17 protein-coding genes are annotated in these 19913 nt (G+C 73.2%); 7 read left to right on the top strand and 10 right to left on the bottom strand.

Translation table 11 applies throughout. The annotated features are described in order from the left end of the window. Positions 1-280: 280 nt before the first annotated feature. From ACFYWQ_RS08940 to ACFYWQ_RS08955, 4 genes are all read right to left on the bottom strand, one after another. Positions 281-1384 (bottom strand): ATP-binding protein, encoded by a 1104-nt coding sequence (locus ACFYWQ_RS08940; protein WP_389514143.1) that lies wholly within the window; start codon positions 1382-1384, stop codon positions 281-283. After that, complete coding sequence (locus ACFYWQ_RS08945; RefSeq protein WP_058923261.1) at positions 1381-2118, bottom strand: response regulator transcription factor; 738 nt, start codon at positions 2116-2118, stop codon at positions 1381-1383. Before ACFYWQ_RS08945 ends, ACFYWQ_RS08940 begins: the two co-directional genes overlap by 4 nt. 124 nt (positions 2119-2242) lie before the next feature. Continuing rightward, positions 2243-2941: a spermidine synthase gene (locus ACFYWQ_RS08950; protein ID WP_389514145.1), complete on the bottom strand. Its 699-nt coding sequence runs from the start codon at positions 2939-2941 to the stop codon at positions 2243-2245. A gap of 315 nt (positions 2942-3256) precedes the next feature. Continuing rightward, entirely contained in the window at positions 3257-4069 is an 813-nt protein-coding gene (locus tag ACFYWQ_RS08955; protein WP_389514146.1) for a GNAT family N-acetyltransferase, read from the bottom strand. 175 nt (positions 4070-4244) lie between these two features. Here ACFYWQ_RS08955 and lon point away from each other — a divergent pair, with 175 nt between their 5' ends. Continuing rightward, complete coding sequence (gene lon / locus ACFYWQ_RS08960) at positions 4245-6668, top strand: endopeptidase La (RefSeq protein WP_389514148.1); 2424 nt, start codon at positions 4245-4247, stop codon at positions 6666-6668. A 381-nt stretch (positions 6669-7049) separates the two neighbouring features. Continuing rightward, positions 7050-7547, top strand: a complete 498-nt coding sequence (locus ACFYWQ_RS08965; RefSeq protein WP_385061764.1) for a MarR family winged helix-turn-helix transcriptional regulator — start codon at positions 7050-7052, stop codon at positions 7545-7547. A 142-nt stretch (positions 7548-7689) separates the two neighbouring features. Here the strand turns inward: ACFYWQ_RS08965 and ACFYWQ_RS08970 are convergent, their stop codons facing one another. Next, a complete protein-coding gene (locus ACFYWQ_RS08970) occupies positions 7690-8475 on the bottom strand; it encodes a hypothetical protein (RefSeq protein ID WP_389514151.1) in 786 nt (261 codons plus the stop codon). A gap of 368 nt (positions 8476-8843) precedes the next feature. Between ACFYWQ_RS08970 and ACFYWQ_RS08975 the strand changes: the two genes are divergently transcribed. From ACFYWQ_RS08975 to ACFYWQ_RS08995, 5 genes are read left to right on the top strand one after another with little or no spacing between them, the layout of a single operon-like run. Continuing rightward, on the top strand, positions 8844-11816 hold the full coding sequence (locus tag ACFYWQ_RS08975; RefSeq protein WP_389514153.1) for a nitrate- and nitrite sensing domain-containing protein: 2973 nt from the start codon (positions 8844-8846) through the stop codon (positions 11814-11816). Beyond that, positions 11813-12316, top strand: a complete 504-nt coding sequence (locus tag ACFYWQ_RS08980) for a roadblock/LC7 domain-containing protein (protein WP_389514155.1) — start codon at positions 11813-11815, stop codon at positions 12314-12316. The genes ACFYWQ_RS08975 and ACFYWQ_RS08980 overlap by 4 nt, the downstream gene beginning before the upstream one ends. After that, complete coding sequence (locus ACFYWQ_RS08985; protein ID WP_389514157.1) at positions 12313-12741, top strand: DUF742 domain-containing protein; 429 nt, start codon at positions 12313-12315, stop codon at positions 12739-12741. The genes ACFYWQ_RS08980 and ACFYWQ_RS08985 overlap by 4 nt, the downstream gene beginning before the upstream one ends. Then, positions 12722-13366: an ATP/GTP-binding protein gene (locus ACFYWQ_RS08990; RefSeq protein WP_389514159.1), complete on the top strand. Its 645-nt coding sequence runs from the start codon at positions 12722-12724 to the stop codon at positions 13364-13366. The genes ACFYWQ_RS08985 and ACFYWQ_RS08990 overlap by 20 nt, the downstream gene beginning before the upstream one ends. 33 nt (positions 13367-13399) lie before the next feature. Then, a complete protein-coding gene (locus tag ACFYWQ_RS08995; RefSeq protein ID WP_389514160.1) occupies positions 13400-14662 on the top strand; it encodes a styrene monooxygenase/indole monooxygenase family protein in 1263 nt (420 codons plus the stop codon). A 1046-nt stretch (positions 14663-15708) separates the two neighbouring features. Here the strand turns inward: ACFYWQ_RS08995 and ACFYWQ_RS09000 are convergent. From ACFYWQ_RS09000 to ACFYWQ_RS09020, 5 genes are all read right to left on the bottom strand, one after another. Further along, on the bottom strand, positions 15709-17067 hold the full coding sequence (locus tag ACFYWQ_RS09000) for an NlpC/P60 family protein (protein ID WP_389514162.1): 1359 nt from the start codon (positions 17065-17067) through the stop codon (positions 15709-15711). A 103-nt stretch (positions 17068-17170) separates the two neighbouring features. After that, positions 17171-17473, bottom strand: a complete 303-nt coding sequence (locus tag ACFYWQ_RS09005; protein WP_389514164.1) for a hypothetical protein — start codon at positions 17471-17473, stop codon at positions 17171-17173. A 14-nt stretch (positions 17474-17487) separates the two neighbouring features. Further along, positions 17488-18138: a TetR/AcrR family transcriptional regulator gene (locus ACFYWQ_RS09010; protein ID WP_389514165.1), complete on the bottom strand. Its 651-nt coding sequence runs from the start codon at positions 18136-18138 to the stop codon at positions 17488-17490. A 61-nt stretch (positions 18139-18199) separates the two neighbouring features. After that, positions 18200-19138 carry a diiron oxygenase gene (locus tag ACFYWQ_RS09015; RefSeq protein ID WP_389514167.1) on the bottom strand — a complete coding sequence of 313 codons (939 nt, stop codon included), beginning with the start codon at positions 19136-19138 and terminating at the stop codon, positions 18200-18202. Positions 19139-19379: 241 nt separating this feature from the next. Next, positions 19380-19889 (bottom strand): DUF3291 domain-containing protein, encoded by a 510-nt coding sequence (locus ACFYWQ_RS09020; RefSeq protein ID WP_389514169.1) that lies wholly within the window; start codon positions 19887-19889, stop codon positions 19380-19382. Between the last annotated feature and the right edge of the window lie 24 nt (positions 19890-19913).

Raw genomic sequence — 19913 nt, forward strand, 5'->3', positions numbered from 1 at the left:
ATGGACAGCGGGAATAAAGGCTACGCCTCCCAGCCCGCGAAGGTCAGGCCGGGCAGCTCCATCGTCGCGTATGTCACATCGACAAGGGTGTTTCGGGGCTGGAAATGGCGGGAAACAAGCGCGGTTGACGTTCAAAACGGGTGCGTCGATACAGGTCGCGCACGCTGAGCGTGCGGACCGCGGCCGGCCTGGGCCGGTGCTGTGCCTGATCACACGTGTCCATCAGCCGTTCGTCGGTGCGGACGCTCGTGGATCTTGGGGCTCCGCTTCGCACTTTACGTCAACTTGGCACGGATGGCTCTCCCGGAAGGGTGACAAGAATCCGGCAACCCCGCTCGGATTCGGCCACTCCGATCCGGCCGCCGTGGAGATCGACCGCCCAGCGGGCGATCGCGAGTCCCAGCCCCGTGCCGCCGTCGCTGCCCGGGCCGTGCGGCCGGCGGACGGCCCCCCGGTTGAACCGCTCGAAGACGCGGCGCCACTCCGAGCGCGGGATGCCGGGCCCCTCGTCCAGGACCTCCAGCTCCAGCGACTCAGGCATCGGCCCGCGCCGTGCCTTCACCGTGACCCGGCCGTGCGGCGGACTGTGCTTGACCGCGTTGTCGATGAGGTTGGCGACGACCTGGTGGATGCGCTCGGGGTCCGCGTGCGCGGTCAGCTCCGGCGGCGAGACGTCCAGGTGCAGATGGACGTCGGTGCGCGTGTGGCTGCCGCCCGAGCCCATGGTCGCGCGCGCGGAGGCCACCATGTTGGCCTCCTTGAGCACCCCCGACAGGTACGGCCACACCTCGAAACGCCGCTTGCGCAGCGGTACGACGCCGTTGTCCAGCCGAGACAGGTCCAGCAGCGTCTCCACCAGCCGGCCGAGCCGCTCCGTCTGTTTCAGGGCCGTGCGCATCGTCTCGGGGTCGGCCTCGGCGATGCCGTCGACCACGTTCTCCAGGACCGCGCGCAGACCCGCGATGGGGGTGCGCAGCTCGTGCGAGACGTTGGCCACCAGCTCCTTGCGCTGACGGTCCTGCGCCTCCAGCTCGTCGGCCATGATGTTGATCGTCTGGGCGAGGTCGCCCAGCTCGTCCCGGCGGTTCTCGCGCACCCGGCGGGTGTAGTCGCCGTGCGAGATGGACCGGGCGACCGTGTTCATCTCGTCCAGCGGCGCGGTGAGCGAGTGCGCCACGAACTGGGTGATGAGCAACGTGGCGATCATCGAGAAGATGGTGATGAAGCGCAGTTCGGTCGCGGTGCGCAGGGCGATCAGCACCAGCCCGGTGGTGATCAGCACCGAGATGACGACCAGCGCCCCCAGCTTGGTGTTGATCGAGAACGGTCGTACGCCGCCCCAGGGCTCCCCGGGGCCTCTCGGTGCGTCCGGCCCGCCGCTCATGGCGTCGGCGTCTCCAGCGCGTAGCCGACGCCGTGCACCGTGCGGATCCGCTCGGCGCCGATCTTCCGGCGCAGTGCCTTGATGTGGCTGTCGACGGTCCGGGTGCCGGAGGCGTCCGCCCAGTCCCACACCTCGGCCAGCAGCTGCTCACGGGAGAGCACCGCGCGCGGGGTGTTCGCCAGGCAGACCAGCAGGTCGAACTCGGTGGGCGTGAGGTGCACGTCCTCGCTGCGCACCCGCACCCGGCGCTGGGCGTGGTCGATCTCCAGCTCACCGAGGCGCAGGATGCCGGAGCGGGGCGTGGCCGCCGCGAGCGCCGCGCGCTCCACGCGGCGCAGCAGCACGTGCACGCGCGCCGCCAGCTCCCGCATCGAGAACGGCTTGGTCATGTAGTCGTCGGCGCCCACGCCGAGCCCGACCAGCATGTCGGTCTCGTCGTCGCGCGCGGTGAGCATCAGCACCGGCACCGGGCGGGCGGCCTGCACACGACGGCAGACCTCCAGGCCGTCGAAGCCGGGCAGCATGATGTCGAGGATCAGCAGGTCGGGCTGCCAGGCCTCCGCCGTGTCGACGGCCGCCGGGCCGTCACCCGCCGTTTGCACGAGGAATCCCTCGGCGCGCAGGCGGGCCGCGATGGCGTCGACGATCGTCGGATCGTCCTCGACCACCAGAACGCGGCGCTGTGCGCCCGGGGTCGCCGTCGTGCCGTTGTGCGAGGTGTGTGTCTGCTCCATCGCCCGCCCCTGAGGTGTGCTTTTCCGGGACCAGTGGGGTGATCCCTTGATTGCGCATGACTGCGGTTGACGCCTCAATGATCGACGTCAGGGCAGCAGCGTACGGGGAGTCACCGCGCCTTTGCTATCCGGGTACGACGGCGAGGTGCACGACGTCCGGCACGCCTCGGGCAACCGGGATCTCTTCGGTACGCACCCGTTGGAACCCGGCATTTCTCAAGGTTCCTTCGAATTCAGGCGCCGGCTGCGCGGACCACACGGCCAGTACCCCGCCGGGCCTCAACACCCTTGCGCAGCCCGCGAGTCCGGCCTCCGAGTAGAGCCCGCCGTTGCCTTCGGTGACGGTCCAGCCGGGCCCGTTGTCGACGTCGAGACAGAGCGCGTCGAACGTGGCGGAAGTCTCATTGACGTAGTCGAGCAGATCCGCTTCCACGATCGTCGTGCGCGGATCGGCGAGGGCGGTGCGGGAGATCGCGGCGAGCGGGCCGTCGAGGTGCCAGTCGACGACGGCGCGTTCCCGCTCCACGACCGTGACGCGTCCCCAGCGGGGGTCGGCGGCGGCGTGCGCGAGCGAGAACCCGACGCCCAGGCCGCCGATCAGCACGTCGGGTGCGGGGCGTCCGTCCAGCGCGGTCAGGGCGGCGTCGACGAGCAGCCGCTCCGAGCGGCCGTCGGAGGTGTCCATCAGGAAGCAGCCGTTGGCGATGATCTGGAGCAGCTCCCCGTGCCGGCGCAGCACGACCTCGCCGTACGGGCCCTCACGACGGTCCAGGACTTCGGGCCGGCCGCCGGGTTCGGGGGACAAGTCGCGGGAGAGGGGCATCGCCCCATCCTGGCACCGGGGGCGGGGGAGGGCGGGGGATTTCGGGGGGCCGGTCTCGGGCCCGTTCTGTGCCGGGCCTCGGTCCTCGGGCCCCTGGTCCTCGGGCCTCGGGCCTCTGCCCTCGGGCCCCTGCCCCGGGCCTCGGCTCCCAGCCCCTGGCGCTCGGCTCCGGTCCCTGGTCCTCGGCCCTCGGCTCCGCTCCTCAGCCCCCGGTTCCCGGCCCTCGGCTCCGATCCTCGGCTCCAGTCCCCCGGCTCCGATCCTTTGCCCCGGTCCCCGGACCCCGGCCCTCGGCACCGGTCCCCGGCCCCCCGGTCACGAGTCGCCGCCCCCGCTCGCACCCAGGAACTTCGCGCTCGTCAGCGGTGCCACCACCGTCCAGCCCAGCGATTCGTACAGCGCGCGCCCCGCCGGTGTCCCCGCGAGGACGCCGGTCTCCGTGCCCTCGGCCGCCGCGGTGGCCGTGAGCGTGCGCATGACGGCGCTGCCCAGGCCGCGGCGGCGGTGCCCGGGGGCGGTCTCGATCTGGTCGAAGACGGCGGTCGCGCCGGTCGGGGCCACCTGGCCCCGCGCGGCGAAGGAGCCGTCGGGCGCGGTGACCAGCACGCGCGTGACACCGCCGCGCGTCCACACGCGCAGCCGGTAACCGTCGGGCGCCTCGGCCGGTCCCGCCTCGGCCGGTCCCGCCTCGGCCGGTCCCGCCTCGGCCGGTCCCGCCTCGGCCGGTCCCGCCTCGGCCGGTCCCGCCTCGGCCGGTGCCGCCCCGGCCGGTCCCGCCTCCGCCGGTGCCGACCTCGGTCCCCCTTCCGCCGCTTCCGGTGCCGTGCGCAGTGGCAGCGTCATCAGCCACCCCGGCTCCGGGTCCACCCACCAGCCGGGGCCCAGCCATCCCGCGGTCACTGTCGGGTCCCGGAAGACCTTGAGCCACACGCCGGCCCCGGTCACCCCGTCCGCGACCTCGCGCACCACGCCTTCCTCGACGTCGTCCCCGATCCGGGCGAGGACGTGCCGCGACACGTGCGCGGCCTGCCCCACGTCGACGGTGAACCCCCAGGGCCGCCGCACGGGCGGAGAGGCCCCGCGCGACACGACCCACCCGTCCACCCAGGCCCGTACGATCCCGTCCACCCCGACCTCCGTAATGGCCAGAAAAGGCATTCACCACTTACGCGGAACGACTGTACGGCGCCGCGCGCCGGGCCCGGCGGACGTGATCGCTCACAGCGAACGACCCCGCGGGAACATTCGCGGCCGCCCGTGCATTGAGTCGGCATAACTCAACTTGACTGCCGAAGGGGAGATCATGGCTGCTGAGTCCGCAGCGTTCACACCGCTCACCCTGCCCGTACTGCCGCTCGACGACGAGGTCGTGCTGCCCGGGATGGTGGTACCGCTGGACCTCAACGACGCCGATGTGCGCGCCGCGGTGGAAGCGGCCCAGGCCGCCGCCCGCTCGGAACCCGGGAAGCCCAGGGTGCTCCTGGTGCCGCGCATCGACGGCACGTACGCGAGCACCGGCGTGCTCGGCACCGTCGAGCAGGTCGGCCGGCTGGCCGACGGCGACCCGGGCGCGCTGATCCGCGGCCGCGGCCGCGTCCGGATCGGCGCCGGCACCACCGGCCCCGGCGCTGCCCTGTGGGTCGAGGGCACGCGGCTCGACGAGAAGGTGCCCGAGCCCCTGCCCGGCCAGGTCGCCGAACTGGTCAAGGAGTACAAGGCGCTGGCCACCGCCTGGCTGCGCAAGCGCGGCGCCTGGCAGGTCGTCGACCGCGTCCAGGCCATCGACGACGTCTCCGCGCTCGCCGACAACTCCGGCTACTCGCCCTTCCTGACCACCGAGCAGAAGGTCGAGCTCCTGGAGACGGCCGACCCGGTGGCCCGTCTGAAGCTCGCCACCCAGCAGCTGCGCGACCACCTCGCCGAGCAGGACGTCGCCGAGACCATCGCCAAGGACGTCCAGGAGGGCGTCGACAAGCAGCAGCGCGAGTTCCTGCTGCGCCGTCAGCTGGAGGCCGTCCGCAAGGAACTGCGCGAGCTCAACGGCGAGAGCGAGGGCGAGGAGTCCGACGACTACCGCACCCGGGTCGAGGCCGCCGACCTGCCGGAGAAGGTCCGCGAGGCCGCCCTCAAGGAGGTCGACAAGCTGGAGCGGGCGAGCGAGCAGTCGCCCGAGGGCTCCTGGATCCGCACCTGGCTCGACACCGTCCTCGAACTGCCGTGGAACGAACGCACCGAGGACGCCTACGACATCCAGGGCGCCAAGGCGGTCCTCGACGCCGAGCACGCGGGCCTGGAGGACGTGAAGGAGCGGATCACCGAGTACCTGGCGGTGCGCAAGCGCCGCAGCGACCGGGGCCTGGGCGTGGTCGGCGGACGGCGCGGCGGTGCCGTGCTGGCCCTGGTCGGCCCGCCCGGCGTCGGCAAGACCTCGCTCGGCGAGTCGGTCGCGCACGCCATGGGCCGCGCCTTCGTCCGCGTCGCCCTCGGCGGTGTCCGGGACGAGGCGGAGATCCGCGGTCACCGGCGTACGTACGTCGGCGCGCTGCCCGGCCGGATCGTCCGCGCGATCAAGGAGGCCGGTTCGATGAACCCGGTCGTCCTGCTCGACGAGATCGACAAGGTCGGGTCCGACTTCCGCGGCGACCCGGCGGCGGCCCTGCTGGAGGTGCTGGACCCGGCGCAGAACCACACCTTCCGCGACCACTACCTGGAGGTCGAGCTCGACCTGTCGGACGTCGTCTTCCTCGCCACCGCCAACGTCCTGGAGGCCATCCCCGAGGCCCTGCTCGACCGTATGGAGCTGGTCCGCCTCGACGGCTACACCGAGGACGAGAAGGTCGTCATCGCCCGTGACCACCTGCTCCCGCGCCAGCTGGAGCGGGCGGGCCTGGACAAGGACGAGGTGACCCTCGACGAGAGCGCCCTGCGCAAGCTGGCCGGCGAGTACACGCGCGAGGCCGGCGTGCGCACCCTGGAGCGGTCCGTCGCCCGGCTGCTGCGCAAGATCGCCGCGCAGCACGAACTGGGCGAGCGGGAGCTGCCGTTCACCGTCACCGAGGCGGACCTGCGCGGTCTGATCGGCCGGCCGCACCACGTGCCCGAGTCCGCCCAGGACCCGGCCGAGCGGCGCACCTCGGTGCCCGGCGTGGCGACGGGTCTCGCGGTCACGGGCGCGGGCGGCGACGTGCTGTACGTCGAGGCGTCGCTGGCCGACCCGGAGACGGGCGCGGCGGGCCTGACCCTGACCGGTCAGCTGGGCGACGTGATGAAGGAGTCGGCGCAGATCGCGCTGAGCTTCCTGCGCAGCCACGGCGCCGAGCTCGAACTGCCGGTCGCCGACCTGAAGGACCGGGGCGTGCACATCCACTTCCCGGCGGGCGCGGTCCCCAAGGACGGCCCGAGCGCGGGCATCACGATGACGACGGCCCTCGCGTCCCTGCTGTCCGGACGGCTGGTCCGTACGGACGTGGCGATGACCGGCGAGGTCTCGCTGACCGGGCGGGTCCTGCCGATCGGCGGCGTGAAGCAGAAGCTGCTCGCCGCGCACCGCGCCGGGGTGACCACCGTGATCATCCCCAAGCGCAACGAACCCGACCTGGACGACGTCCCGGCGGAGGTCCTGGACAAGCTGGACGTCCACGCCGTCACCGACGTCCGCCAGGTCCTGGAGCTGGCGCTCGCCCCCGCGACCAGCGGAGCGACGCCGGAGGTTCCGGTCGCGGCGTGACGGACGCGTCCGGAGGGGATAGGCCCGGGTCCCGTGAGGGAGGCCCGGGCCTTCGCCCGCCCGGCCGCCACCGGGCCACGGAGTCGCGGCGTCGCGGAGTCGCCAGGCCACGGCGTCGCGGAGTCGCCAGGCCACGGCGTCGCGGAGTCGCCAGGCCACGGCGTCGCGGAGTCGCCGGGCCACGGAGTCACCGAGTCACGGCGTCACGGAGTCACGGAGTCAGCGAGCCACGGAGTCGCGGAGTCGCGGAGTCACCGGGCCACGGCGTCACGGCGTCACGGCGCCAGGGAGTCGCGGGGCAGCTGCATGCCACGGCCGCCCTCGGCCCGGGGTGCGGCTACGCACGTAGAATCGGCACGGAACCGGATCAGGAGCGCTGACGTGCACGAGGACGGAAACGGCGACGGACGCGGGGGCGCATCCGAGGTGTCGCGAAGAGGTGTGGACCAGGAGTTCCTGTCCCTGGAGCGGGAGCTGACGGTGCTGCTGCGCCGCGCCCGGGCCAACCAGGGCGAGATGGCCCGCGAGGTGCACCCGGACCTGGAGTCCGCGGCGTACGGCCTGCTCGTCCGGCTGGAGGAGTGCGGGCGGCAGCGGGCGACCGAGCTCGCCGCCTACATCGGCGTCGGCAAGGCCACCATGTCCCGCCAGCTGCGCGCGCTGGAACAGCTCGGCCTGATCGCTCGCGCGCCGGACCCGGCGGACGGGCGCGCCTGGCTCGTCGACCTGACCGAGGAGGGCCGCACCCGGGTCGGCCGGGTCCGCGAGGCCCGCCGGGCGCGGTACGTCAGCCAGCTCGCCCACTGGGACCGCGGTGAGGTGGCGGAGCTGGCCCGCCTGCTCCACGAGCTGAACCAGGGCATGGCCAAGCAGGCCTGAACCGGCGCACGGGCCGGCCCGCCTGAACCGGCGCACGGCCGAGCCGGCCCAAGCAGGCCCGAACCCGTGCGCGGCCCAGGCCAGGCCTGGGCCAGGTCCAGGCCGGGCCCGGGCCATGGCCAGGCAAGGCCCAGCCCCCGCCTCACAGCTCCACGAAGACCGCCGTCGCGTCGTCGTGCCGTTTGGCGCGGCCCAGGAACGTCCGCCCGGTGTCCGCCCGCTCCAGCTCCCGCACCCGTTCCACCAGCGCGCGAGGGCCGTCCTTGCGGACGTGGCCGAACAGGTCCCTCCAGTCGCCCTCCCGGAAGGTGTCCACCCACCGCGTCACCCCGTCGCTGAGGGCCGCCAGGGCGGCCACCTCGGAGCGCGGGACGGCGCCGGTGACCGCGCGGGCCGCCACCGCCGGGTCCGCGGCGGCGGTGAAGAAGCCGCCCTCCTTGTTGCGGACCCGCGTGTCGCAGATCTCCGCGCTCGCCAGCAGCGCCGGCGGGACGAGCGCCAGGCGGTCGTCCAGGACGGGGGTGACCGTGCCGTCGGGCGAGGCCAGCAGGAGCGCCGAGTCCGACAGGACCAGGTACTCCACCGCGTCCGGGGACCAGCGGGCGAGAACCACCGTCGCCTGGGGCGTACGCGGGTGAGAAAGGTCACAGGTGCCCGAGTGGGCGTCGGCGGTACGCGTCAGGGCGAGGGAGAGTGCCTCGGCCAGGGGAACATCCGGGAGTGAAACGGTCAGTTCGGTCAGGGCGCCGCCCAGACGCGCCGTGTACCAGGGGACCGAATGGAGACAGCCCGTGCCGCTCCGGGGCGGCGTCACGCCGTCCAGCAGGACGAGTGAACCGCCCTGACCGGAGGCGGGAAGTCCGACGCTCGCGAAGTCCTCGTTGGGGTAGGCCCGATCACCGGGCTCCGACACAAGTTCCGTGCGCATCCCGCCAGTCTGCACGACCCCTTCACACCCTTCGCGAAAGGCTGGCAACACTCCCCGGGCGGGCGCACCGTCGCAGGTCAGGCGCCTGTTTTGGGCGGGAATAACGCACTCCGGGAAGGCGTGGCGGCGAATATTGCCAAAGCCCGCCGCCCACGTCCAACCGGCGCCCCGCGCAAGGGCCTCGCGGGTGCCTGAGTGACTTGCCCCTCAACTCCCCTCCGATGTTCACTCCTTCGGGTGGCGGGGCAGTCGATGCGCGACCCCTGCCCACCGGCACTGGGAGGGTCGGGGACCGTACCGGACGTACGCACCCGTTGACGGAGCGTCATCCGGCCCATGGGTAACACGAGTCAGGAATGCGAGCACCGGTGCAGAAGACGCGGCCTCGGCGCACAGGCAGCAAGACGGCCTCCGAGGGGGGCGCGGAGCGCACCCCTGTCGGAAAGGGCCGCCCGACCCACGTACGCAACCGGCTGATCGTCGCGGTGGCCGTGGTGGCCGCCGCCGTCGCGGGCGCCGGAGCCCCCTCCGTCCTCGACGCCTCCGGGCAGTTGAAGGACGCGCAGGATCTGGTGACCCTCGCGGAGCGGACCCAGGACGCGCTGGTCCTCGCGCAGTCGATCGCCGACGAGCGGGACGAGGTCACGGTCTACGTCGCGGCCGGCCGTACCAAGGCCTCGGCGCCCTCGACGCAGAGCAGTACCCGCGTGGACCGGCAGGTGCGGGAGCTGACCGCCGACGCCGACACGCCCGCCGGGCTCCGTGCGGAGCTCGCCGGACTCGCCTCCGTCCGGCAGACGGCCCTCACCGGCAAGAGCACGGCGCTCGAGGCGCACCAGGCGTACTCCGCCGCCATCACCGCGCTGCACGGTCTGGCCGAGCGGCTCGCGGAGCAGATGCCGCCCCGCGCGGGCTCCGGCGCCCACGCCCTCGCCGACCTCGACACCGCCGTCCAGCAGGCCGACGCGGCCCGCGGGCTGCTGCTCGCCGCGCTGAACGTGCCGACGTCCACCGAGAGCGTCTACGACCCCGTCACGGGCGTGTCGTCCACCGAGACGGTCTCCTCCGGCGGCGACGCCAAGCGGCGGGACGCCCTCACGGCCGCCGCCCAGCAGGCCCGGCTGCGCTCCGACGCGGCCCTGACGGCCTTCCGGGAGAACGCCCCGCAGCCGGCCGTCGACTCCTACGACTCCACCGTCACCGGCGGTGACGTGGAGGCCGCCGAGAAGTACCTGGCGGCCCTCACCGACCAGCCGGAACTCAGCGACGACGAGCTCGACACCAGCGTCAAGAAGCTGGACGCCGCGCTCTCCGCCCGGGTCGACCTGATGCGCGGCGCCGAGTCGTCGCTCTACGACCGCCGCACCAAGGACCTCGCCCAGCTGCGCGACGACGACGTCACCGCGCTGGAGATCCGCATCGCCCTGCTCGGCGCCCTGATACTGGTCGCCATAGGCATCGCCACCGCCCTCGCCCGCAGCCTCACCCGCCCGCTGGCCGTGCTGCGCCTCGGCTCGAAGCGGCTGGCCGACGCCGAGGACCCGGCGGCCGAGGAGCCGCTGCGGTTCACCGGCCGCAACGACGAGTTCGCCCAGGTCGTCCGCTCCGTCAACGCCCTGCACGAGCACGCCGTCGCCCTCCACGAGCGCGTCACCACCCTGGAGTCCGACCGCAAGCACCTCGTCGGCCAGCGCCAGAAGATGGCCGACGCCCGCGAGGGACTGCGCGCCGAACTCGCCGACGCCGCCGCCCGCCTGGAGCGGCTGCGGTCCAGCATCAGCGGCACCTTCGTCAACCTCTCCCTGCGCACCCTGGGCCTGGTCGAGCGCCAGCTCGCCGTCATCGAGGGCCTGGAGGAGCGCGAGCAGGACCCCGACCGCCTGGCCACCCTGTTCAAGCTCGACCACTTCGCCACGGTCATGCGCCGGCACAGCGAGAACCTGCTGGTGCTGGCGGGCACCGAGCACGTCCAGCAGCACGCCGGACCGATCCCGCTGGTGGACGTGGTCCGCGCCGCGGTCAGCGAGATCGAACGCTACGAACGCGTCCGCATCTCCGCGCTCCCGCCGCACGCGCACGTGGCCGGCTTCGCCGCCGACGACCTCAGCCACCTGCTCGCCGAACTCATGGAGAACGCCACCTCGTTCACCCCGCCGGACCTGCCCGTCGAGGTCTCCGGCTGGCTCCTGGAGAACGGCGAGGTCATGCTCTCCGTCCAGGACGAGGGCATCGGCATGACCGAGGAGCGCCTGACCCGCCTCAACAGCCGCCTCACCGAGTTCGACCCGGAGACCCCCTACGACCAGGAGGGCGAGGAGGGACTCGGCCTCGGCCTCTACGTCGTGGCCCGCCTCGCCCACCGGCACGGGGTGCGGGTGCAGCTGCGCGAGCAGAAGAAGGGCGGTGTCGCCGCGGTCGTCGTCGTCCCGACGCCGCTGTTGGCCACCGCGCCGGCCACCGCGGTCCCGGCGTCCTCACCGGCGCCCTCCGCGGGCCAGTCGTTCTCCCTGCCCGGCGCGGACGCCGAGGCCAACTCCAACGTCCTGCCGGGCCGCTCCAAGGAGACCGGCGACAGCGGCGACCCCCTGGTCGCCCTGGCCGAGAAGGCGGTCCGCGAGGCCGAGTCGCCCACCCGCGACCAGGCCCCGGACCGGTCCCCGGCCCCGGCCGAGTCGCCCACCGGCGACCAGGCCCCCGCACAGCCCCCGGCCCGGCCGGCGCAGTCCCCGGCCGAGTCCCGCACCGACGCGCGGACCACGCCGGAACCGCACTCCCGGTCCGAGACCACGATGGAACTCCTGCTGCCGGACCCGCCCGGGGAAGCGGACGGCACGCCGGAGGAACAGGGACCCGCCGCACCGGCCACCCCGCGACCCGGGGCCACCGACGGCGCGGACGCCCCCCAGGGGTCACCCGTCCCGGGCCAGGACGCCTCACAGGGACGGCCCGCCCCCGGCGACGGCGGCGGCGCGCACGGCGGGGACGGCACGGACGGAGTCAGGCCCGACCAGGGCGAGGCCGAGACCGCGGCGGAGGCGGAGGCGGAACACACCCGCACCCCCGACGCCCCGGAGGAACTCCTCACCGACAAGGGCCTGCCCAAGCGCACTCCCAGGATCACCGCACCCACCACGGCCCCACGCCAGCGGACCGGCTCTGTCGACGCCGACGCCCTCCGCCGCCGGCTGGGCGGTTTCCGTCGGGGGGCGGAGGCCGGCTACCGCGACGTCGAGGCGGAGATCGCCGAAGAGACGGGGCGGAACGCGGCACCGTCACCTCAAGCAGCACACGCACACGCCGAAGAAGACACGGGGGGCACAGTCGAGGAGGCAAGCAGTTGACCGCGCCCAGTACCTTCGGACTGAGCAGTGAAGCCCGAAACCTGCACTGGCTGTTGACCAACCTCGTGGAGGAAGTGCCAGGGATCCAGTCCGTCGCGGTCGTCTCCTCCGACGGCCTGCTCCTGCTCTCCTCGGACCCCGGGCGCAACGACGCGGCCCGTCAGGTGCAGGAGGCGAAACCCGCCGGTCCGCGCGGGTCCGCCGCCGACCTCGCCACCATCGTCTCCGGCATCGGCAGCCTCACCATCGGGGCCGCCAAGCTCATGGACTCCGGCTCGGTGAAGCACACCATGGTCGCCATGGAGGAGGGCAGCCTCTTCGTGATGTCGATCAGCGACGGCTCGCTGCTCGGTGTCCACGGCTCCGCCGACTGCGACATGAGCGTGGTGGCGTACCACATGGCCCTCTTCGTGGGCCGCGCCGGACATGTGCTGACCCCGGAGCTGCGCAGCGAGCTACGGCAGTCCCTGGAGTCCACGACGGCGGGGAGCACCCGATGAGCAGCTCTCCGAAGAAGGCCGCCGCGCTCCCGGTCCGCGGCGGCGACCGCAAGCCCGCCCGGGTACGCCCCTACTCGCTCACCGGCGGCCGTACCCGCTTCGGCCACGTCCTCCTCGTCGAGACGTTCGTGGCCACCACGGCCGAACTCGAGGCGCCCGAGGAGCGCAGGGAGCTGACGAACGGTTCCCTGACCACCCGGGTGATGCCGGAGCTGAGGGCCATTGTCGAACTGTGCCGCCGTATGCGTACGGTGGCGGAGATCGCCGCGCTGCTGAAGATGCCGCTCGGCGTGGTCCGCGTGCTCCTCAGCGACCTCGCGGACCAGGGAAAGATCCGTGTGTACGGCACCGGGACCGGTCACGGTACGGGCCGTCCCGACCGCGCTCTGCTGGAAAGGGTGCTGAGTGGACTCCGTCGTCTCTGACGCCGCTCGTGGCGTCTCCCCGTTCGTCGAGCCCGCGCCCGACGAGCCGTTGCAGCCCTGGCAGACGGACCGCACCCGGCCCCCCATCGCCACGAAGATCGTGGTGGCCGGCGGCTTCGGTGCCGGTAAGACCACCTTGGTCGGCACCGTCTCGGAGATCGAGCCCCTCCAGACGGAGGCGCTGATGACCGAGGCCAGCGAGGCCACCGACGACCTCACGGGCACCCCCGAGAAGGTCACCACCACGGTGGCCATGGACTACGGCCGCATCACGCTCGACGACGACCTGGTGCTGTACCTCTTCGGTACGCCGGGCCAGCAGCGGTTCTGGTTCATGTGGGACGACCTGGTGCGCGGTGCGATCGGCGCCGTCGTCCTCGCCGACACCCGCCGTCTGAAGGACTGCTTCCCGGCCCTGGACTACTTCGAGAGCTGCGGACTGCCGTACGTCGTCGCCGTCAACCACTTCGACCACAGCGAGCGGTTCGACCCGGAGGACGTGCGGGAGGCATTGACGATTCCGCCGCACATACCTGTAATGATCATGGATGCGCGCCGCCGGATCTCGGTGATCGAGACCCTCCTGGCCCTCGTCGGCCACGCGCTCGACGAAACCCCCGAGTAAGGCCCCCCCGGGCCACCTAGGAGACACCCCCGCATGCGGAAGATACTCGTCGTCGGAGCCGGTCAGTCCGGTCTTCAGCTCGCCCTCGGCCTCCAGTCGCACGGGTACGAGGTCACCCTGATGTCCAACCGGACGGCGGACGAGATCCGGTCCGGCCGGGTGATGTCGACGCAGTGCATGTTCCACACCGCCCTCCAGCACGAGCGCGACCTCCAGCTGAACTTCTGGGAGTCCCAGGCCCCGAGGATCGAGGGTGCCGGCGTCTCGGTGGCGGCCCCCGGCTCGCACGACCCGGGCCCGACCCAGCGCGTGATCGACTGGGTCGGCAAGCTCGACGGGTACGCCCAGTCGGTCGACCAGCGGGTGAAGATGGCCGGCTGGATGGAGACGTTCGCCCAGCGCGGCGGCCAGCTGGTGATCCACGGCGCGGCGGTCTCCGACCTCGACTACTTCGCCCGGGCCTACGACCTCGTGCTGGTCTCCGCGGGCAAGGGCGAACTCGTGCAGATGTTCGGCCGCGACGCGTCCCGCTCCCCCTACAGCGAGCCGCAGCGGGCCCTCGCGGTGTCCTACGTCCACGGTCTGGGCCCGCGCCCGGAGCACCCGGAGTTCGACGCGGTCCGCTGCAACCTGGTGCCCGGCGTCGGCGAGCTGTTCATCATGCCGACGCTGACCCTCTCCGGCCGCGCGGACATCCTGTTCTGGGAGGGCATACCCGGCGGTCCGCTCGACGTCTTCAAGGGCGTCAAGGACCCGGCGGAGCACCTCTCCCTGACCCTGGAACTCATGGAGAAGTTCACGCCCTGGGAGTACGCGCGGGCCACCGAGGTCGAACTGACCGACGCCGGCGGCACCCTCGCCGGCCGGTACGCGCCCACGGTCCGCAACCCGATCGGCCGCCTCCCCGGCGGCGGCCTGGTGCTCGGTGTCGCCGACGTGGTCGTCGCCAACGACCCGATCACCGGGCAGGGCTCCAACTCGGCGTCCAAGTGCGCGGCCGCCTATCTCGCCTCGATCCTCGAGCGGGGCGAGAAGGAGTTCGACGAGGAGTGGATGCAGGCGACGTTCGACCGGTACTGGGAGACCGCCCAGCACGTCACCAAGTGGACCAACGCGATGCTGGCCCCGCCGCCGGAGCACATCCTCAACCTCATCGGCGCGGCCGGTCAGCTCCAGCCCGTGGCGAATCGATTCGCCAACGGGTTCAACAACCCGGCGGACTTCGAGAACTTCTTCTACGACCCGAAGAAGACCGAGGCCTACCTGATGGAGGTCTCGGGCGCAGCGGGCGCGTAAGCCTGCGCCGGCCCGCCCCGGCCCGACGGCCCGTCCCGGCCCGGCGGGCCGACCGACCCGCCGGACGTCCGCCGGACCCTCCGGCCCCGCCGCCGACCCGCCGACCTCGGCCGCCGACCCCGGTCGTCGGTCGCAGGGCCGTTCGACCACTGCCGCCGTTCGGCCGCCGTCCCGGGGCGGCCGCTGGGCCCGGTCGTCGACCACCCCTGCTAGGCCGGCATGCCGAACCCCTGCCGCCAGGGCGGCGGGGGGTTCCGCCACCCCCTCCGACCGTCGGGCGGCATCTCAGCTGCACTTGGCTGCTCGGCCGTCGGCCGGTCGACTGCCGCCCCGGCCTGGCGTGCAAAACCGTGTCGCGAGGGCGACCGGAGAGCTCCGCCGCCACCGTCGACCGTCGGGTGACGGGGTCTCCGGCCGTAGGACGGCATGTCGGCTGCACTTGGCTGCTCGGCTGCTCGGCTGCTCGGCCGCCGGGTCGGTCGACAGCCGCCCCCGGCCCGGTCCGCGCGCCCGCGTCGCCAGGGCGGCGTGGAGCTTCGCCATCACCGTCGACCGTCGGGTGACGGGGTCTCCGGCCGTAGGGCGGCATGTCGGCTGCACTCAGCTGCTCAGCCGCTCGGCCGCCGGGCCGGTCGACAGCCGCCCCCCGGCCCGGTCCGCGCGCCCGCGTCGCCAGGGCGGCGGGGAGCTTCGCCATCACCGTCGACCGTCGGGTGACGGGGTCTCCGGCCGTAGGGCGGCATGTCGGCTGCACTTGGCTGCTCGGCTGCTCGGCTGCTCAGCTGCTCGGCCGCCGGGCCGGTCGACAGCCGCCCCCCGGCCCGGTCCGCGCGCCCGCGTCGCCAGGGCGGCGTGGAGTTCCGCCATCACCGTCGACCGTCGGGTGACGGGGTCTCCGGCCGTAGGGCGGCATGTCGGCTGCACTCAGCCGCTCAGCTGCTCAGCTGCTCGGCCGCCGGGCCGGTCGACAGCCGCCCCCCGGCCCGGTCCGCGCACCCGCGTCGCCAGGGCGGCGGGGAGCTCCGCCACCGCCCGCGGCCGTCGGGTCACAGCGCCTCCGGTCGGCCGTCGCGACCGACGGCCGGGATCGGCGGTCGGCCGTCGGGCCGTGCGGCGGCCCCGGTGTCCGGTCGGACACCGGGGTGCACGGGACCGGCCTCCGGTCGGCCGTCGGGAGGTGTGGGCTCTGTCTCCGGTCGGCCTCCGGATGGTGTGGGCTCTGTCTCCGGGCGGTCGTCGGGTGGTGTGGGCTCTGGCTCCGAGCGGCCGTCGGGTGGCACCGCTGACGTTGCCGGTGGGGTGTCGGGTGGGGCGGACCCCGTCTCCGGGTGGGCGTCGGGTTGTCCGGCCCCCGGGCGGGCGTCGGGGCGTACTGCTCCCAGGACCGGGGCGGCGGCGAGGGGGGAGACCTTGACGTGGCCGCCGGGGCGCGGGGCCTGGACCACGCGGCCCTTGCCCAGGTACATCGCCACGTGCGTGGCCTCGGGGAAGTAGATCACCAGGTCGCCGGGGCGCAGCTCGTCCAGCGGGACCCTGGGCAGCCGTGCCCACTGCTCCTGGCTGGTGCGGGGGATCGGTGCCCCGGCGGCCCGCCACGCCTCGGACGTCAGGCCCGAGCAGTCGTAGGACGCCGGGCCCTCCGCGCCCCACTCGTACGGCTTGCCGAGCTGCCGCACGGCGTAGCGCACCGCGCGGCCGCCCTCCTCCGAGGGGTTGCGGTCGTCGCTCAGCGCGCCCGACGCCATGAGCGTCTCCTGGGCCTTGGCGACGCCGTCGCGCTCCAGCTCGGCGAGGGCGGTGAGCTGGCCGGCGGTGAGGGAGGCGAGCAGCTTCTCCACGGCGTCCAGGCGGCGGCGCACGTCGTCGCGTTCCTTCTTCCGGCGTTCGGTGAGGGTGAGCTGGGCGTCGAGGGCCGCGCGCGCCCGGCGGGCCAGTCCGTCGGCCTTGCGTTCGCTGCCCTCCAGCCGCCCCACCGTCTCGGCCCGCTCCCGCGCCAACTGGCCGATCACATGCCCCTGGTCGAGGGCGTGCTGCGGATCGCGGGCCAGCAGCAGCCGTACGTAGGGGGAGATGTCGGTGGTGTTCTGGTACTGCTGCCGGGCCAGGCGTCCGGCGGCGCCCCGGCTGTCCAGCAGCGACAGACGGGTCCTCGCCAGTTCGTCGCGGAGCCGGTCGGCCTCGGCGCGCCGTTCCTTCAGTTTCTCCTCGGTGGCGTTGTAGGCCTCGGTGGCCTGCTCGGCCTCCCGGTACAGCCGCTGAAGGTCCGTCAGCAGACCGGCCACCGACCGCTCGGCGGGCTCCGGGGGCCGGGGAACGGCCGTGGCGGCCTCGGGGATCAGCAGGGTCTGCGCGGCCAGTGCCGCCGTGCAGACCGTTCCCGCCAGACGGGACATCCTTCCTGACACGTCATCACCTCCGCCGCGGGGCGGCCCCTCCACCCCGCAGGGCGAGCATCAGGGGTGCGCGGGCGGGTCGCGTGGCAGGCCTGCGCGGTTCGGCCCAACGGGTTCACCCGTCGGCGTCACCCCGCTTGCCGTCCGGGGCGGTGTCGGGCTTGGACCACGGCCACCTCGGCCGGCCGCCCGCCCGTCCCTCGGGGTCGTACTCGTACTTCCAGCCGCGCGGCAGCCCGAGCCGGCCGCCGTGCCCGCGGGGCACCCGCCGGTAGACGAGGACGGTCGGCGGACCGCCCGCAGCGTCGGGGACGGGGATGCGGTACGTCTTCGGCGGCTGCCCGGTGAGGCCCAGCAGCACGGGGAGGACGCGGCCGTCCATGGGCCCGCCCTCGAAGGGGGTGTCTTCGCGTTTCACGGCACCAGTGTCGATCAGGTCCCCGCCGCGAGCGCACCGTGCACCACGTCGGCGGTCTGCGCGTCCCGGGCCGCGGTCACCGTCAGGACGGCCACGAACTGCTCCACCAGCCAGTCCCGCAACTCCTCGGCGGGCGGCTGCTTGTCCTCGTCGAGCCAGATGAGCGAGGCCGCCTCGACGGCGGTGATCCACATCCGGACGGTCATCCGCAGCCGGGGGCCGGGGGCGGCCACCCCGAGGTGGTTGTAGATGTGCTCGGCCGCGGCCCGCCGCACGCCGTCCACCAGGGCGGTCGTACGGGAGGTCTCGACGACGCTGCCGCCCTGGAGGAGGGCGCTGAAGCCGGCGTCGTGCTGGTCGACGAAGGTGAGGTAGCGGTCCAGGGCGCGGGCGAGGCGGGGGAGGAGGGGGCCGTCCTGGGGTTCGTCGAAGCAGTGCTGGAGCACTTCGGCGGCGGACCGCAGCGCGGCCTCGTAGAGCTGCTGCTTGCCGCCGGGGAAGTACCGGTACACCAGGGGCCGGGAGACTCCGGCCGCCTCCGCCACGTCGTCCAGGGAGACGTCCTCGGGGGCGCGGTGCGCGAAGAGGGAGAGCGCGGCGTCGAGCAGCTGACTGCGGCGCTCCTCGACGCTGAGCCTGCGGTAGGCGGGGGCGGCGGGGGTCATGACGTGCAGCGTAATCGCCCGCCCCCGCCGGGCGCCCGGCCAGGTGGCCATGAAGGCGAGGTCAGGCCAGCAGTCCGGACGACCGCCACAGCTGCCGTCCCACGCCGCGCAGCACGCCGATGTCGTCCAGGAAGTCGGTCAGCTTCCTCGCCCCGTTCTGCATCACCTCGCGGCGGTGGCCGCTGGCCTTGACCTGGGCCATCGCCACCCGCTTGTCCAGGCCGACGTTGGTGTAGACCTCGGGGTTGACGAAGGCGACGGAGAACACGCGGGCGAACTCCCCGGAGGTCACGCGCGTGAACTCCTGGGACCACCTGGGCGCGGTCATCATCTGGCGGCGCAGCTCCTCACGGGCGTACCGCACGTGCCGGGCCTCCTCCACCACGTGGATGCGGGTGACGCCCCGGATCAGGGTCTGGACCCGCTCGTCGGGGAAGGTCAGCCGCTGCATCCAGTCGAGGACCTCCTCGCCGAGCAGGGTCGCGGTGAACGACCCGGGCGTGGTGGAGATCGTCTTGAACAGGCGGCCGAGGTTCTGGTGGACACGGCTCACCGGGTACCAGGGGGTGCCGCCCTGCGCGATCAGCCGGGCGAACATCTTCGAGTGCCGGCACTCGTCCTCGATCTCGGTGAGCGCGTACCGCACGTGCGCGCTCGTGGCCGACTTGTCGTAGATGTGCCGGCACAGCAGCTGCATCAGGATGATCTCGAACCAGATGCCGAGCGAGGCGAGCGCGGCCGCCTCGTGCTGGGAGAGCAGGATCCGCTGCTCCTCGCTCATCCGCTTCCACATCGGCGTGTCGTACAGCGACACCAGCTCCGGCGGCCAGAACCACTTGCCCTCCTCGAAGGGCGCGTCCCAGTCCAGCTCCTTGTCCGGGTCGAACGAGTGCTTGGCGGAGGAGGCGAGGAGCCGCTCGGCCACCTGCTCCCGGTCCTTGAGCAGCCCGAGCGCATCGCGCAGCCCGTCGAGCGCGTCGGCTTCCGTGAGGGTCGTCATGGCTCTTATGAGACTGCTTGTCAGCAAGACCGTCAATCCCCCGCGCACGACTTGTTGACCCGTCGTCTACCCCGTTCGAACGCGCGGCAACGGGCGGCTATCCCGAACCGGTGGATCCGACGGGCGTCGCCCCACGCGGCCGATGACCGCCGGGAAGGCGCCGGGTGCCGGTACCGCTGAGCGGCACCGGTGCCGGCGCCGGCACAGATGGGCGGCACCGGCGCCGGCGCCGGTGGGCGGACTACTGGGCCGAGCAGCCCAGCCCCTCCGGCACCTCGAACGCGACCGGCCGCGCCCCCTGGGCCGGGAACGACGTGCGCAGGGTGAAGGCGTACGGTGTCGGGCCGTGCGCGCGCAGGTGCAGCAGGCGGGCCTCCGCCTCCGCGACCGTCGGGCGGTGGCCGGCCGGGACCCACCACAGGGTCGTCATCGCCTCCTGGACCCGCTCGAACCACTCCCGCCGCCGGGAGAGCATCTCGCGGTGCTGCCCCTGGTACATGTAGGCGGTCAGGGCGTCCGTGTCCCGCCACACCGACATGTTGACGATCAGCCAGTCGTCGCCGAAGACCGCGATGTCGGTCGCGTTGCCCTCGTCCGACTGGAGCCGCCACACGAAGCCGGCCGCCGCGTCCGCGTCGGCGTTGACGGGGTCGAGGGCGTCGACGAAGTCCTTCAGTTCGGGGGAGTCCAGCGGGAACTTGAGCCGGGCGAGGTTGACTTGGGCGAGTTCGAATGCGGTGGCGTCGGTCATGACCGAACGGTAGGACGCACCTGT

This window comes from Streptomyces sp. NPDC003247 (assembly GCF_042888135.1).
Classification (GTDB): Bacteria; Actinomycetota; Actinomycetes; order Streptomycetales; family Streptomycetaceae; genus Streptomyces.